This is a genomic window from Hydrogenophaga sp. NFH-34 (assembly GCF_021401345.1).
Classification (GTDB): domain Bacteria; phylum Pseudomonadota; class Gammaproteobacteria; order Burkholderiales; family Burkholderiaceae_C; genus Hydrogenophaga; species Hydrogenophaga electricum.
Genome location: NZ_JACBGE010000023.1, coordinates 1 through 13,293, shown reverse-complemented (window position 1 = coordinate 13,293; position 13,293 = coordinate 1). Strand labels below are relative to the sequence as shown.

Annotated in this window: 16 protein-coding genes and 1 riboswitch; of the genes, 7 read left to right on the top strand and 9 right to left on the bottom strand. The window is 70.6% G+C overall.

Features of this window, described 5'->3' with window-relative positions:
* Positions 1-15 precede the first annotated feature (15 nt).
* Together L0977_RS19590 and L0977_RS19585 are read right to left on the bottom strand one after the other, a co-directional pair.
* Complete coding sequence (locus L0977_RS19590; RefSeq protein WP_234266549.1) at positions 16-876, bottom strand: ABC transporter ATP-binding protein; 861 nt, start codon at positions 874-876, stop codon at positions 16-18.
* A 5-nt stretch (positions 877-881) separates the two neighbouring features.
* Positions 882-1,790: an ABC transporter permease gene (locus L0977_RS19585; protein ID WP_234266548.1), complete on the bottom strand. Its 909-nt coding sequence runs from the start codon at positions 1,788-1,790 to the stop codon at positions 882-884.
* Positions 1,791-1,869: 79 nt separating this feature from the next.
* Positions 1,870-1,994: riboswitch (guanidine-I (ykkC/yxkD leader) on the bottom strand.
* Positions 1,995-2,408: 414 nt separating this feature from the next.
* On the opposite strand from L0977_RS19585, the gene infA reads away from it, so the two are divergent.
* Both infA and L0977_RS19575 read left to right on the top strand, forming a co-directional pair.
* Positions 2,409-2,672 (top strand): translation initiation factor IF-1, encoded by a 264-nt coding sequence (gene infA, locus L0977_RS19580; RefSeq protein ID WP_234266547.1) that lies wholly within the window; start codon positions 2,409-2,411, stop codon positions 2,670-2,672.
* Between the two features lie 79 nt (positions 2,673-2,751).
* Positions 2,752-3,048, top strand: coding sequence for an RNA recognition motif domain-containing protein (locus L0977_RS19575; protein ID WP_234266546.1), 297 nt, complete (start codon positions 2,752-2,754; stop codon positions 3,046-3,048).
* 84 nt (positions 3,049-3,132) lie between these two features.
* On the opposite strand, the gene L0977_RS19570 is transcribed toward L0977_RS19575, so the two are convergent.
* Together L0977_RS19570 and L0977_RS19565 are read right to left on the bottom strand one after the other, a co-directional pair.
* The gene (locus tag L0977_RS19570) at positions 3,133-4,029 is read right to left on the bottom strand and encodes an NAD(P)/FAD-dependent oxidoreductase (RefSeq protein WP_234266545.1); all 897 of its coding nucleotides are present in this window, start codon (positions 4,027-4,029) and stop codon (positions 3,133-3,135) included.
* Entirely contained in the window at positions 4,016-4,489 is a 474-nt protein-coding gene (locus L0977_RS19565; protein ID WP_234266544.1) for an Rrf2 family transcriptional regulator, read from the bottom strand. Before L0977_RS19565 ends, L0977_RS19570 begins: the two co-directional genes overlap by 14 nt.
* Positions 4,490-4,641: 152 nt before the next feature.
* On the opposite strand from L0977_RS19565, the gene L0977_RS19560 reads away from it, so the two are divergent.
* Both L0977_RS19560 and L0977_RS19555 read left to right on the top strand, forming a co-directional pair.
* Positions 4,642-5,058, top strand: coding sequence for an ankyrin repeat domain-containing protein (locus L0977_RS19560; RefSeq protein WP_234266543.1), 417 nt, complete (start codon positions 4,642-4,644; stop codon positions 5,056-5,058).
* A 126-nt stretch (positions 5,059-5,184) separates the two neighbouring features.
* A complete protein-coding gene (locus L0977_RS19555; protein WP_234266542.1) occupies positions 5,185-5,394 on the top strand; it encodes a hypothetical protein in 210 nt (69 codons plus the stop codon).
* 50 nt (positions 5,395-5,444) lie between these two features.
* Here the strand turns inward: L0977_RS19555 and L0977_RS19550 are convergent, their stop codons facing one another.
* From L0977_RS19550 to L0977_RS19535, 4 genes are all read right to left on the bottom strand, one after another.
* A complete protein-coding gene (locus tag L0977_RS19550; RefSeq protein WP_234266541.1) occupies positions 5,445-5,813 on the bottom strand; it encodes a hypothetical protein in 369 nt (122 codons plus the stop codon).
* 124 nt (positions 5,814-5,937) lie between these two features.
* Entirely contained in the window at positions 5,938-6,417 is a 480-nt protein-coding gene (locus tag L0977_RS19545) for a DUF2127 domain-containing protein (protein ID WP_234266540.1), read from the bottom strand.
* Between the two features lie 93 nt (positions 6,418-6,510).
* A complete protein-coding gene (locus L0977_RS19540; RefSeq protein ID WP_234266539.1) occupies positions 6,511-7,125 on the bottom strand; it encodes a YitT family protein in 615 nt (204 codons plus the stop codon).
* Between the two features lie 8 nt (positions 7,126-7,133).
* A complete protein-coding gene (locus L0977_RS19535) occupies positions 7,134-7,973 on the bottom strand; it encodes an AraC family transcriptional regulator (RefSeq protein WP_234266538.1) in 840 nt (279 codons plus the stop codon).
* Positions 7,974-8,109: 136 nt separating this feature from the next.
* Between L0977_RS19535 and L0977_RS19530 the strand changes: the two genes are divergently transcribed.
* From L0977_RS19530 to L0977_RS19520, 3 genes are all read left to right on the top strand, one after another.
* Complete coding sequence (locus L0977_RS19530; RefSeq protein ID WP_234266537.1) at positions 8,110-9,057, top strand: DMT family transporter; 948 nt, start codon at positions 8,110-8,112, stop codon at positions 9,055-9,057.
* A gap of 80 nt (positions 9,058-9,137) precedes the next feature.
* Entirely contained in the window at positions 9,138-11,507 is a 2,370-nt protein-coding gene (locus L0977_RS19525) for a heavy metal translocating P-type ATPase (protein WP_442786654.1), read from the top strand.
* Positions 11,504-12,226: a transglutaminase-like domain-containing protein gene (locus tag L0977_RS19520; RefSeq protein ID WP_234266536.1), complete on the top strand. Its 723-nt coding sequence runs from the start codon at positions 11,504-11,506 to the stop codon at positions 12,224-12,226. The genes L0977_RS19525 and L0977_RS19520 overlap by 4 nt, the downstream gene beginning before the upstream one ends.
* A 23-nt stretch (positions 12,227-12,249) precedes the next feature.
* Here the strand turns inward: L0977_RS19520 and L0977_RS19515 are convergent, their stop codons facing one another.
* On the bottom strand, positions 12,250-13,158 hold the full coding sequence (locus L0977_RS19515; RefSeq protein WP_234266535.1) for an MFS transporter: 909 nt from the start codon (positions 13,156-13,158) through the stop codon (positions 12,250-12,252).
* Between the last annotated feature and the right edge of the window lie 135 nt (positions 13,159-13,293).

Sequence of the window (13,293 nt, the reverse complement as noted above, 5' to 3'; positions counted from 1 at the left end):
CTCCGGAAAACGGGCTCAGGCGGCGGCGCTGTCGGTGGCCAGCGCGCCCGAGAGGCGCTGCAGTTGTTCGAGGTCGGTCTTCATGCCCGCGGTCTCGCGGATGCGGCCGAGGATTTCGCGCTTGAGCGCGAGGAATTCGGGCGCGTGCTTCAGGTCCTGGTCGCGCTGCTCGCCGAAGGGCACGTCGTAGACGGTGTCGATGCGGCCGGGGCGCGGCGCCATCAGCACCACGCGGCCCCCGAGGTAGATGGCCTCTTCCACGTCGTGCGTGACGAAGACGACGGTGGCTTTTTCGAGCTTGTGCACGTGGCGGATCAGGTCGTGCATCACCTCGCGCGTCTGCGCGTCGAGCGCGCCGAAAGGCTCGTCCATCAGCAGGATGCCGGGCCGGCCCATGAGCGCACGCGCAATCGCCACGCGCTGCTGCATGCCACCCGAAAGCTGGTTGGGCCAGGCGTGTTCCGACGCCTGCAGGCCCATCAGGCGCAGCAGCGCGTCGGCCCGGCCCGAGGCGGCCTCCACGTCGCTGGACGTGCGGTTGCGCGTGTGCGCCGCCAGCTGGCGGCAGAAGCGGATGTTTTCGCCCACCGTCATCCACGGGTACAGGCTGTAGTGCTGGAACACCATGGCGCGGTGGATGTCGGGCCCGTCGACCGGCTGCCCGTCCACCAGCAGTTCGCCGCTGGTGTGGGTCTCCAGACCACCGATGGTGCGCAGCAGCGTGCTCTTGCCGCAGCCCGAGGCGCCGACGAAGGTGACGAACTCGTTGGGCGCGATGTCGAGGCTGATGTGTTCGAGGGCGTTCAGCGCCGCGCCGTCGAAGCGCTTGAACAGGTCGCGGATCTGGATCTTGGGCGTGGGGGTGGGCGTGTTCATGTCCATCAGCCTTTCAGATACAGCCAGGGGAAGGCCTTGCGGTGCGCAAGGCGGAACAGCTGGTCGGTCAGCAGGCCGATGAGCCCGATGACGATGATCCCGGCGAAGATGGTGTCGGTCTGCAGGAAGCGCTGTGCGCGCAGGATGGCGAAGCCCAGGCCCGAGTTGGCGGCCACGAGTTCGGCCACCACCAGGTAGGTCCAGGCCCAGCCCATGGTGATGCGCAAGGTGTCCACCAGCGCGGGCTTGGCGCTGGGCAGGATGACTTTTTCGATCAGTTCGCGGCGGTTGGCGCCCATGGTCTGCGCCGCCTCGACCTGCGCGGCCGGCACGCGCCGCACGTCTTCGGCCACCATCAGCACCATCTGGAAGAAGGTGCCGATGAAGATGATGGCGATCTTGGAGCCCTCGTCGATACCGATCCACAGCATCACCAGCGGGATGAAGGCCACCGCCGGCATGTAGCGGATGAAGTCGGTCAGCGGCTCCAGCAGCGCCTGCACCGCGCGGAAGGTGCCGATCAGCAGCCCCAGCGGCAGCGCGATCACGGCCGAGATCAGGAAGCCGGTGACCACGCGGTAGATGCTGATGCCCGCGTCTTCCAGCAGGCCCGATTCGGTGGCCCACAGCCAGGCCTTGGCGACCACGGCGGCCGGTGAAGGCAGGAAGGTCGGGTCCATGCCGCCGAAGGCGGCGAAAGCGGCCCACACCAGCAGCGGCGTCAGCAGGCCGACGGCGGCCAGCACCCAGTAGGCACGCTGGCTGATGGGGGCGCGCACCGTCAGCCAGCGCGGGCGGCGCCGGGGAGGCGGGGAAGGGGGGGCCGCAAGGGCGGGGGACACCGGCCCGGCCGGCAGCACGACGGGAATCGCAGCGTCGGACACCGGTACGGTGATGACATGGCTCGAAGACATGCGGGCTCCTGTTCAAGAGGGACACAACCCAGAGAGGCTCGTGCGCACATCACTGCAAGTGATTCGTGTGCCAGCAAGCATCTCCCGGGCTTTTGTCCCTCCGTGGAGCCACGACGATCCGCGGCCGACCGCTCTCGGACCAGACAGCGCTGCACTGGCTTCACACCCCAGCAGACAGCGCCCGGAACCCTAGCGGTCTTCAAGGCTGCGTGTGACCGATTTGGTGCACGAAGCCTCTCTGTACCGGGAGCTATGCAGGATTGATGCCAGCCCTGTACAATGGAGGGCTTGCGCTGTGGCTTGCTCGCCGTTGCAGCGCGCCTGCTCTGACACGGTTCGCGGCTTTCCTCAAGCCGCATCCCCTGCCGGCAAACGGCATCCGGCCTGGCCGGCGATCCGCAGCCTCTCTCGGCGAGCCTCACCGGCCCCGTACCCACCGGGCCACAACCTGCCGGGCCACCAGCCCCCAGCGTCCCACCGTGTCTGCGGTCCGGTGACCTGCGGCTGTGCACCACGGCAAACCCCGGCGTGCTCCACGGTGCGGCCGCCCAGGGCCTTTGCGGGCCCGGCATTGCGAAAGCGCCCGAACGCCATTCGAATACAGCAAGGACACATCCCATGGCCAAAGAAGAGTTGATTGAAATGCAGGGCAAGGTCGACGAAGTGCTGCCCGACTCCCGCTACCGCGTCACGCTGGAAAACGGGCACACGCTGATCGCCTATTCCGGCGGAAAAATGCGCAAGAACCACATCCGGGTGCTGGCCGGTGACCGCGTTTCGCTGGAGCTCTCGCCCTACGACCTGAACAAGGGTCGCATCACCTTCCGACACCTCGAGCCACGCTCGGGTGGCGCCCCGGCGCCGCAACGCCGCTACCGCTGATCGGCCACACCCCCCTGGCCCTGCTCCGGATGGGTGACCATCTGGTACGGCAGCGCCTCGACTTTTTCAGAAAGCATTCATGACCCAAAAACTCTATGTCGGCAACCTTCCCTATACCGTCGACGACAGCGCGCTGACCCACAATTTCTCGGGCTACGGCACCGTCCAGTCCGCCAAGGTCGTGATCGACCGCGACAGCGGCCGCTCCAAGGGCTTCGGCTTTGTCGAGATGGCCACCGCCGCCGAAGCGCAGGCCGCCATCGATGCGCTCAACGGCATGTCCGTCCAGGGCCGCAGCATCACCGTCAACCTGGCCCGCCCGATGGAATCCCGCTCGGGTGGCGGCCGTTCCGGCGGCGATCGCCGCCCGTACTGACCGGCAGACGCCCGGCCGGTGCACCGCCACCGGCCTGCGCAGCAGGGCGCCTTCGGGCGCCCTTCTTTTTTTGGCGGCGCGGTCTCAGAACATGACCGAGCGGTGTGCCGCCGCGCCGGTCATCGCCCCATCGCCCACGGCCAGCGCCACGTTGCCGGCCGCGCGGGCGGCGTCGCCGCAGGCAAACACGTGGGGCACGCTGGTCTGGCCCATGCGGTCCACCTGGATGAACGGGCCCATGGGCCCTTGTTCAAAGGCGCAACCGAGCTGTTCGGCCACCGGACTGGCCATGTGCACCCGCGCCTGGGCGAACAGACCGGCCATGGCGCAGCGGCGGCCGTCGGCCAGCACCACGTCGGCCACACCGTCGATGCGCGCCACGGGGGTGCGCTCGATCTGCGTGCCGCGCCGGGCCAGCAGGGCCAGCTCGTCGGGCGACGGGGTGAAGGCCTCGTTGAGAAACAGCGTGGTCGGGCCCCAGTCGGGCAGCATGGCGGCCTGATGCACGGCCATGGGCGAGGTGGCGATGACGCCGATCGCGCCCTCTTCCAGCTCGTAGCCGTGGCAGTACGGGCAATGGAAGACGCTGCGGCCCCAGCGCTCGGCCAGTCCGGGCACGGGCGGCATTTCGTCGCGCAAGCCGGTGGCGAGCACCAGGCGCGCGGCGCTGACCCCGGTGCCGCCCACGCGGAAGCCGAAGCGCCCATCAGGCCGGCGGTGCGCGTCTTCGGCCAGGCCGTCGATCCACCGCACGTTCGGGTAGGCCAGCAGTTGCTGGCGCGCTTCGGCCGCGATGGCAGCGGGTGCGCGGCCGTCCTGCCCCAGAAAGCCGTGCGCCGTGGCGCCGGCCTCGTCGACGAAGCGGTTGCGGCGCTGGCCGGCGTCCACCACCAGCACCGGGCGGCGCGCCCGCGCCAGTTGCAAGGCGGCCGACATGCCGGCGTAGCTGCCGCCGATGACGGCGAATTCAATGGAGATCATGCAAGTGCTCCTCGGGCCGGCGGGGGTGCGCCCCGCGAACCAACAGGCGTTGATGGAAATCGCGCGACAGCGTGGCCAGCGTCACCCCGTCCAGACGTTGCAGCAGGGCGGCCTCGGCCGCCTGCACCGCGCCGCTCAGCGCGTCATTGACCGCCTGCGCCACCAGGCATTCGGGCCGGTCTTCGCGGAAGCCCAGCGACACCAGCGCCGGTGCGCCCAGCGCTTCGTGGACGTCGCGCAGGGTCACCTGGTCCAGCGAACAGGTCAGCACCCAGCCACCGCCATGCCCCCTGGCCGACCCGACAAAACCCGCCTCGCGCAACCCGCCCATGAGCCGGCGCAGCACCACCGGGTGGGTCTGCATGGCCAGGGCCAGGGTTTCGGACGTCAGCGGCGTTTCGCTCTCGGCCATGTGCAGCAGCACATGCAACACGTCGGACAACTGGCTGTTTTGTTTCATGCAACATTATGAGTTGCATGATAAAAACCCTTCATTATGCAGGGCCATCCGTTCAGGCTGGCACCTCCCGTGCCCCGCTTGAAACCGGTGGAGCCCACCGGAGCGACGCCATGGCGTACGCTCGGCACCCTCCCTCTTCACACGCTCCGCCCATGTCTTCCTGGCAATTCCAGCAAATGATCAAAGCCTCCGGCTGGCCTCTGGCCGCGGAACAGCTCGCGCCCGGCGCCGATTTCAACGCGCGGCTTGAGGGCGGCCTGGTGCCGCTGCACTGGGCCTGCGCGGCCGGCAAGGCCAGCCTGGTGAAGCACATGATCGAACACGGCGCCGACGTGTCCGATGCGGCGCCCGACGGGCAGACCCCCCTGACGCTGGCGCTGCAGGCCGGCAACTTCCAGAGCGTGATGCTGGTCATCGACCGGCTCAAGGCGCTGGGCGCGCCACCGCCCGACGATCCTTTGCGCCAGCGCCTGACCACCACCTTCCGCGAGAGCCACACCGACGCCAGGAACCGCCTGCAACAGACCCTGAGAGACTGGGACCGCATCGCGAAGAAGGCGCGCGGCTGAGCTTTGCGCCGCCTGCACCGGGCCCACCCCCGGCGTAGGACACCGCTGACCGCCCGGTTGCTTGGTGTCTGATGGTCCCGCGGCCACACTGGCCACAGAATGGTCTTCAACAGCAAGGAGACCTTCATGACACAGACCGGAAACATCGTTGGCACCGTGGAATTCCGCCCCGGCGACGGCCCCATGATCCCCATCCCGTGCGGCCCGGTGGACATCGAAACCACCCACACCGAAGCCACCCTGAGCTGGCTCGATGGCGACACGCACGGTGTCGCCGCCATGCCGTTGACGGAGTTCAAGCGTTACCTGAACGAGGGCGCGATCAGGCTTGCCTGAGCGGCCCCGGGGCCGACCGCCTCAGCCTGGGTGAATCGGCCTTTGGCACCTCAATGTGGGTAGGCGCGGATCGCCTCGCGCACCGCGTCGCCGGCCAGCACGGCACCGGTGTGCACCCCGACGCGCGCAGCCCCGGCACCCCGGCCCAGTTCCAGAAACACCCGGTGCTCGACCTCGGTCAGACCGCCTTCGATGCGCTCCATCGGGTGCCTCAGCATCACGGGCGCCCACAGCCCGCGGCGAACGGTCTTCACCAGCGCCGACAGCTCCCCCGCCGCCACCGCGAAGGCCCCGATCAGCATGCGCGGCGACACCGACTGCGGATCGCGCGGAACTTCACGCACGACGCCCGAGTCGATGTTGCTGGCGACGAAGCGGTGGGCGAAGACCTGGATGTAGAGGGTATCGGGAAGAAACATCGGACAAGCGGGGGTCAGTGGGAAGGGTGAATAGGCGGAGCAGGTGCGCCCAAGTTACCGGCAACCCCCTATCCCGTCCATCGCCCAAATGGGTGAGGGCGCCGCCCGGGTCACACCCGGCCGCTCAGAGCGCGCCAGCCGCGCGCCGGCGCCACAGCGCCCGCAGCATGATCGCCACCACCGCCAGATTGGCGAGCAGCAGCGCGGCGCTCAGCGCACCAGGGTGCCGCACGAGTTCGGCCACTTCGAAGGGCACGTACACGGCACCGCTGCCGGCGGCCAGCAGTTCGGCCCAGGTTTTGCGGAAAAACAGGCCCCAGGCCTCGGCAAAACGCAGGCTGGCATAGGCCAGGGCGCCCAGGGCCAGCCAGAGCACGCGGGTGTTCTGCAGCTGGTCGATGGCGGCCAGCCACACGCCCGGGTAGTGCGCGGCAGGGTTGAGGTGGGCGTGCGCCATCAGGCGGGCCGCCAGCGCGTGCAGGTCGTGGTGCACGAACGTCAGCACCCCGGACGCCGCCAGCAGCACCACGGTGCCCTTGAGCGCTTCGAACGCGGCGATCCAGCGCACGGCGACGGCGGCATCGGGGGCGGTGGCGAAGTTCATGCCGCTCAGCATGGCACAAAAGGACGCCGGGACACGGCGGGCACCGACCTGCCAGGCGACAGGCCCCGGCGCAGGCGGCGCTCCGCGCCGGCCCTACACGCCGAGATAACGCCCCGGCCGGTGGTTGAGCGCGAGGATGGCACCGATGGCCACCGCACCCACCACGGACTGCGCCACGCGCACGGGCGGCACCACCACCAGGGCGGCGAGCACGACGACGATGTCCACCGACATTTGCACCTTGCCGGCGCTCAGGCCCCGGGCCTGCTGCAGCCATTGCGCCAGGATGTTGACGCCGCCCACGCTGGCGTGGTGGCGCAGCAGGGCCAGCAGGCCGAAGCCGATCAGAAAACCGCCCACGACCGACGCCACCCAGGGGTTGATGAACTCGAAACGCACCACTTTGGGCGCCACGGCGGTGCAGGCCGACACCAGCGCCACCGCGCCAAAACTCTTGAAGGTGAATTCGGCCCCGAGCCGGAACCACGAGAGCACGAAGAACGGCAGGCTGAACAGAAAGAAGAACAGGCCGAAGTTCCCGCCCGTGGCGTAGCTGGCCAGGAAGGCCACGCCCGCCACGCCGCCGGTGAGCAGGCCGGCGTGGCCGAACATGGTCATGCCCAGCGCCACGAACAGGGAGCCGGCCACGAGGGCGTGCATGTCGTCGAGCCAGGAATGGCGCATGGGGGGCGGGGCGGGTGGGGTCATGCGCGGGATCAAGCACGCAGCGTGCCGTGCCCGGCGGCACGGCCGGCGCGGCGGTGCTCGTCGGGGCTGAGGCCGGTCATGCGGCGGAACATGGCGGTGAAGGCCGAGGCGCCGGCATAGCCCAGGTCGAAGGCGATGCTTTCGACCTTCTCACCGGCGTCGAGCCGGGGCAGGGCCTTGATGACGCGCAGGCGCTGGCGCCATTCGGCGAACGACATGCCCAGATCGCGCTGGCAGCGGCGGCTGAGCGTGCGTTCGGTGCTGTGGAACTGGCCAGCCAGTTCGGCCAGGGAGCGGCTGTCGGCCGGGTGTTCCTGCAGCCATTGCAGCAGCGCCCCCAGCGCCACGTCACCCGACTGCGGCAGGTAGCTGCCCACGCGGCGCGCGTGGCCGATCTGGTCGACCAGCACCTGCAGCAGGCGCTGCTGCTCCGCGCTGAGCGCCAGCACCGGGCCGGCCGCCGCACCGCTGCGCAGGTGGTCGAGCAGGGCGCGCATGAGCGGGCTGACGGCGATGACGCCCGCCTCGGCCGGCAACGGGCCGCAGAGTTCGGGGCTGACGTACAGCGAGCTGTGCACCGCCGCCTGCCGGTTGGAACCCCGGTGTTCCACCCCCGGCGGCAGCCAGATGCCGAACTGCGGCGGCGCCATGAAATGCCGGTCGGCCAGCGCCACCTCGATCACGCCGCTGAACGAATAGACGAACTCCCCCCACGCATGGCGGTGCTGCGGGTAGACGGCGCGCGCCGGCATCTGCGCGGTGCGGAACACCATGGCCGCGGGCAGGGCGTCGCGGTAGGGCGGCTGGTGCAGGCTGGGCGCCAGCGGCGCGCGGCGGGGGGTCGGCATGGCGTCTGGGGCGGCGGTGGGGCGGCAGAAGGACACAACGGCGGAAAGCCGCCATCGATTGTCGGGAAATCGATGGCTGCTGCCAACTCGCCACGCGGACAATGGCGCTCCTTTCGCCGATCGCCTGTTTTTGTTCATGGACACCCGCCAACCGCTGGACGCCCGCGCCAGCCTGCTCATGCTCTCGCTGTGCCTGCTGTGGAGCCTGCAGCAGATCTCGCTCAAGGCCGTCGCCGGCCAGGCCAGCCCCATGCTGATGGTGGGCCTGCGCTCGGCGGTGGCGGCGCTGCTGCTGGTGGGCTGGATGCGCCTGCGCGGCGAACGCGTCGTGCTGCAGCGTGCGCACTGGGGCCCCGGCCTGGTGGTGGGGGCGCTGTTCGCGCTCGAATACCTGCTGGTGGCCGCAGCGCTGCAGCTGACGCACGCCTCGCACGTGGTGGTGTTCCTCTACACGGCACCGCTGTTCGCCGCCCTGGGCCTGCAGTGGCGCCTGCCCTCGGAGCGGCTGGACGCGCTGCAATGGACCGGCATCTCGGTCGCGTTCGCGGGCATCGCCATCGCCTTCCTCTCGCGCGGACCGGGCGCCCAGGCGCTGGGCGGCCCGGTGCTGCTGGGCGATCTGCTGGCCCTGCTGGCCGGCGCGTCGTGGGGCGCCACCACGGTCACCATCCGCTGCACCACCCTGTCGACCGCGCCGGCGGCGGAAACCCTGCTCTACCAGCTGCTGTGCGCCTTTGCGCTGCTGGTGCCGGCCGCCTGGCTGACCGGGCAGTCCCACTTCGCCCTGAACGCGCACACGCTGGGCCACTTTGCCTTCCAGGCCGTGGTGGTGTCGTTCGCCAGCTTTCTGGTGTGGTTCTGGCTGCTGCGGCACTACCTGGCCTCGCGGCTGGGGGTGTTTTCCTTTCTGACACCGGTGTTCGGCGTGCTGCTGGGCATCTGGCTGCTGGGCGAACCGCTGGAAGCGAGCTTCCTCGCGGGCAGCGCCCTGGTGCTGCTGGGCATCTTCATGGTCAGCGCCGGGGGCTGGCTGCGGCCCTGGTGGGGACGGCTGCGCGGCCGCCCTCACGCCGTCCCGCGCTGACCGCTGCGGGCGGGCTCCAGGGCGGGCTTGACCTTGTAGTCACTTCAGGGTTTTCAATACCCCTGAAGCGAGGCTGCACCATGAAAACCTTCCCGATCCGTTCCGACGCGCCCCCTGCCGCCGACACCGCCTGCGGTTGCGGCAGCGACGCCTGCGCCAGCCCGCTGGCGCTCACCGACACCCCGGCCACGTCCGCCGGACCGGGGCACGCACACGGCCCGGCCGACCACGACCATGCGGACCACGATCACGCAGGCCACGACCATGGCGGCCACCCCCACGGCGCGGCGCCCGCCGCTGCCGCTTTCCCCTACGGTGCGGCTGGCCTGCGCCTGCGCATTCCGGCCATGGACTGCGCGGCCGAAGAGAGCCAGATCCGTGCTGCGCTCGACAGCGTGGCGGCCGTGCAGGGCCTGCGCTTCGACCTGGCCGCCCGCACCCTGCTGGTGGACGCGCCCGAAGCCGTCTGGCCCGAGGTGGTGCAGAAGATCGAGGCCAAAGGGTTTGCCACCGAAGCGCTGGCCCAGCCCGTGAGCGTGGCCGACATCGCCCGCCAGCAGCGGCGCGAGATGGGGCGCCTGGGCGCGGCGCTGGTGGCGGCCGTGGCGGCCGAGCTGCTGCACTTCTTCACGCCCGACACCCTGGGCTGGCAACTGGCCGGCATGGCGGTGGCGGCGCTGGCCATCGCGCTGGCCGGCACGGCGGTGTTCAAAAAGGGCCTGTTGGCACTGCGGCGCGGGCAGCTCAACATCAACGCGCTGATGACGGTGGCCGTGACCGGCGCCTTCGCCATCGGCCAGTGGCCCGAGGCCGCGATGGTGATGGCGCTGTATTCGCTGGCGGAGGTTATCGAAGCGCGGGCCGTGGAGCGCGCGCGCAACGCCATCAAGGGCCTGCTCGATCTGGCCCCGGCCGAAGCCGAGGTGCGCCAGCCCGACGGCAGCTGGCAACGCCAGCCGGTGGCCGGCATCGCGCTGGGCGCCACGCTGCGCGTGAAGCCGGGCGAGCGCCTGCCGCTGGACGGCCGCATCACCGCCGGCCAGAGCGCGGTGGACCAGGCCCCGGTCACGGGCGAGAGCGTGCCGGTGGAAAAAGGCCCGGGCGACGCTGTGTTCGCGGGCACCATCAACCAGAACGGCTCGTTTGAATTCGCCGTGACGGCGCCGGCCAGCGACACCGTGCTGGCGCGCATCATCCACGCGGTGGAGGCCGCGCAGGGCAAGCGCGCGCCCACGCAGCGCATCGTGGACCAGTTCGCCAACATCTACACACCGGCCGTGTTCGCCATCGCGGTGGCGGTCGCCATCGGCGGGCCGCTGCTGGCCGGCTGGGCCTGGGGCACGGCGGTCTACAAGGCGCTGGTGCTGCTGGTGATCGCCTGCCCCTGTGCGCTGGTGATTTCCACCCCGGTGACCGTGGTCAGCGGGCTGGCGGCGGCGGCACGGCGCGGCATCCTCATCAAGGGCGGCGTCTACCTGGAAGAAGCGCGCCGCCTGACGCAACTCGCGCTGGACAAGACCGGCACCGTCACCGAGGGCAAGCCCCGGCTGGTGGCGCACGAGGTGCTGGTGGAGGGCGCCGATGCGGCGGCGGTGCGGGACATCGCGCACGCCATCGCCGCGCGCTCCGACCACCCGGTGTCGATGGCGATCGCGCAGGGGCTGGTGGAACAGACCCGTCAGGAAACGGGCGCCGTGGACGACTTCGCCGCCGAAGTGGGCCGGGGCGTGCGGGCACGCATCGCCGGGCGCGGCTACGCGCTGGGCAACCACCGCTGGATCGAGGAACGCCAACAGTGCTCGCCCGCGCTGGAGGCGCGCATGCGGGCGCAGGAGGAACAAGGCCGCACCGTCACCCTGCTGGCCGACGACAACGGCGTGCTGGCGCTGTTCGCGGTGGCCGACACCATCAAGCCCAGCTCGCAGGCCGCCATTGGCGAGCTGCAGGCGCTGGGCATCACGCCGGTGATGCTGACCGGCGACAACGCCGCCACCGCGCAGGCCATTGCGGCGCAGGCCGGCATCACCGCCGTGCGCGCCAACCTGCTGCCGCAGGACAAGCTGGAGGCCATCCGCACGCTGTCGGCCCAGGGCCCGGTGGGCATGGTGGGCGACGGCATCAACGACGCGCCCGCGCTGGCCGCCGCGTCCATCGGCTTCGCCATGGGCCAGGCCGGCACGCACACCGCGGTGGAAGCGGCGTCGGTGGTGATCATGAACGACGACCTGCGCCGCGTGCCCGAGACGGTGCGCCTGTCGCGCCGCACGCACACGGTGCTGTGGCAGAACATCACGCTGGCGCTGGGCATCAAGGCGGTGTTCCTGGTGCTGGCGCTGGCCGACAACGCCTCGATGTGGATGGCGGTGTTCGCCGACATGGGCGCCAGCCTGCTGGTGGTGTTCAACGGGCTGCGGCTGCTGCGCGGCGCCCCCGGAAAGGCCACCGGATGACGGCCACCACCGACCCCGGCCCGGCGCACCTGGCGACCACACCGCTGCTGGACTTCAACCACCCAGCCATCGAGCGCCTGGTGAACGAACGCGGCTGGCGCACGCTGTCGGCCTACGAACGCATCGGCGCCGCCTACGGCTTCGTGCGCGACGAAGTGGCCTTCGGCTACAACGCGTCGGACGAGCTGCCGGCCTCGGCGGTGCTGGCCGACGGCATCGGCCAGTGCAACACCAAGGGCACGCTGCTGATGGCCCTGCTGCGGGCGCTGGGTCTGCCCTGCCGCTTCCACGGCTTCACCATCGACAAGGCGCTGCAAAAAGGCGCCATCACCGGCCTGGCCTACCGGTTCGCGCCGCCGGAGATCATCCACAGCTGGGTGGAGGTCTGGCACGCGGGCCGGTGGGTGAACCTCGAAGGCTTCATCCTCGACAGCGCCTACCTGGGCGCCCTGCAACGGCGCTTTCGCACGCACCAGGGCGCGTTCTGCGGCTACGGCGCGGCCACGCCCGACCTGCAGGCCCCGGGCGTGGACTGGCGGGGAACCGATACCTACATCCAGCGCGAAGGCATCCGCCAGGACTTCGGGCGCTTCGACGCCCCCGACGATTTCTACACCCGCCACGGCAGCAATCTGTCGGGCCCGAAACGCTGGCTCTACAGCCACGTGGTGCGCCACGCCATGAACCGCACGGTGGCGGCGATCCGGCAGGGCGGCTGACCCGCCGGGCGCGCGCGCCGCGCTCAGCGGAGCGCCCGGCGCAGCCCCAGCGCGACACCGGCCAGGACAAGCGCCATGAGCGCATAGGGTGCCCGGATGTCCAGCCCGTACACCGCGGTGCCCAGCAGCGGGCCCAGGATCATGCCCCAGCCATGCGCGGCGGCCACGGCGCCCGCAGCGGCCCCCTGCTCGCCGGCCTGCACGGCATCGGCCGCCAGACCCGCCACCGAGGGAAAGACCCAGCCCATGCCGAAGGCGGCCACGAAATAGCCCAGCCAGAGCGCCAGCGGCCCCTGGGCGAAAGCGACCGAGCCGAACCCGACCGCCGACACCGCAGCGCCCAGCCCGATCCAGCGCGCGGCCGGCCACACCAGGGCACGCAGCACCAGTTGCGCCAGCACGAGCGCCAGGCCCACCCCGGTGAGGGCGATGCCGGCCGTCCGCCCGGCGGCGGCGGGGTCCAGGTGCAGGCGGTCCAGCGCGAAGAAACCGACCGAAACCTGCGCGATGCTGACGCACAGCATGGCGCAGAAGGCGACAGCGACGGGGCGCCGCAGGCGGGCATCGCGCCAGGCGGGGGGCGCCACCACGGCGGCGGGTGCAGCGGCATCGCGCGGCAGCCACCACGCCATCACCAGCCAGGCCAGGAACGGCAGCGCCGCCGGCAGGGCCACCGGCAACAGCAACCCGGCGCCGGCCAGCCCCGCGGTCAGTCCCGGCCCGGCGATCAGCCCCAGCGCGCTGGCAGCGCCCAGGCCGGCCAGGGCGCGGGTGCGCGCGCCCGGGGGCACGTGGTCGGCGATCAGGGCGGCTCCGGTGGCCGGCACCGCCGCGTAGAACAGGCCCGAGCAGGCGCGCAGCAGCAACAGCCCGCCAAAGGCCCAGCCGACCGGCAGGATTTGCTGCAGCGCCAGCCCGATAAAGCCACTCATCGCCAGGTGGCCGCGGGGTCTCCTCGTTTTCAGTGCAATAAGTGACGGTACGAAAAGCTAGCACTGGCGCGGAGGTGGTGTTGGTAGATCGTTGATTTCATTGACTTTCCTGTTCACTTTCAAATCTGCGATTCG